Here is a 1324-nt window from a genome sequence, read left to right as displayed (position 1 = left end):
ACGCCTCACAAAAAGAGGATGGAATCCCGTTCTACCTTGGCTTTTACGATGGAAGAAACGTTTCTCGGCAAGTGTCGGCGATCCTCTCGGTATGGACTGTTATGGACGCAGTCGCCCGCTTTAGGATCCCAGGGGCCGGAAAGTTTGCGGCTGCGCCAATGACCTCGCCGCGGATCGGCGACTTGAGTAGCGATGAGGATTGAGCAGGCGACGGACCGAACAGCGCAGATAATTCCAACCAGTCCGCCCACGCTACGGGCCGAAAATCCGCGACCAGAAACTCACGCAACCGGCAGGTCTGACTTGATGTGAATTGAGAGCGCTTTATCCGCAGCGCGCTCCCAGGAGTTGCAATCTTTGGGGACAAGCCCCAAATAGGGCTGCAGCCGCTGCACTTTTTCTGTATACAAGCATGAAACCAGGACCGGACAGAGCCGAATTGAAAGACATGGACTCCCATCAGGTGGAAAGGAAAGTAACTCGACGTAGCGCTGGAAAGCCGACTTCTCCGGCGGCGGTATTGCTTCCGGGGGGCTTGCGTCCAAAGCGTATCGACACCGGCGCAATCTTCGAGACGCTTCGCTATCGAATTTCCATTCTGGAGTATCCGCCCGGGACGGCTCTGAAGGAGATCGCGCTATCAGAAGAGTTTGGCGTGAGCCGTACACCAATCCGCCAAGCCCTTCAAAGACTTGAGGTGGCCGGTCTGGTGCAGCCCGTAATCGGGCATGGATTTGCAGTCGATGCGGCACCTACTGCAATATCGGCTGCACCTCGCGCTCATGCTTGAGCATTTCATTTCAACGGCCGACAGTGAGCGAACAATCGAAGAGCTCAGCAGGTGCTACGCGATGAATGCTGCCCTGGAGAACGAATTTAGTCCACAAGCATATGCTCAGATTTCGCATGATTTGCGCTGGGTCATCTGCAACAAGATCACGAACCCATTTCTGGCGCAGAGCTGGATCGAAACCTATTATCTCGCCAGCCGTATTTGGTTTCTATGCGTGCCAGCCCACAGGAATCATTTCATTTCCCTGCAAGCAGAGGAAATCGAAGGGCTGATCGATAGCTTCCGGTCGGGCGAGCCCGGGCGTGTGGCAGCAACTGTCCACGACGCACTGCAGACCGCGGTGTCTGTTGTTTGGCAGAGCGTAGCAAGTGGGGATCTATCGATTTCAATTTCTTGAATGGCGCCTCCTTCGACAGGCTAGCGTCTCTGGCGATGGCCGGCGCAGATGAGGAACGTGCGTCTGTGAATCTGCCTTCGGCGGAGACGACGGGATTGCGAAGCGCCACGCATTCGCGAGTGCGCGCCGCGATC

The 1324-nt window shown here is 56.2% G+C and carries 3 protein-coding genes; all 3 read left to right on the top strand.

Going from position 1 to position 1324, the window contains the following annotated elements:
- Positions 1–203, top strand: a 203-nt coding sequence (locus tag AC4FWB_RS34190; RefSeq protein ID WP_491030611.1) for a hypothetical protein, incomplete at its 5' end; no start/stop codon positions are given.
- Positions 204–412: 209 nt separating this feature from the next.
- Positions 413–790 (top strand): GntR family transcriptional regulator, encoded by a 378-nt coding sequence (locus AC4FWB_RS34185; protein WP_491030610.1) that lies wholly within the window; start codon positions 413–415, stop codon positions 788–790.
- A complete protein-coding gene (locus AC4FWB_RS34180) occupies positions 729–1190 on the top strand; it encodes a hypothetical protein (RefSeq protein ID WP_491030612.1) in 462 nt (153 codons plus the stop codon). The genes AC4FWB_RS34185 and AC4FWB_RS34180 overlap by 62 nt, the downstream gene beginning before the upstream one ends.
- Positions 1191–1324: the final 134 nt, after the last annotated feature.

It is taken from the genome of Mesorhizobium sp. LEGMi-168a, from assembly GCF_058312955.1.
The sequence above is the reverse complement of the archived record's forward strand: the minus strand, read 5'-3'. Positions and strand labels throughout refer to the sequence as shown.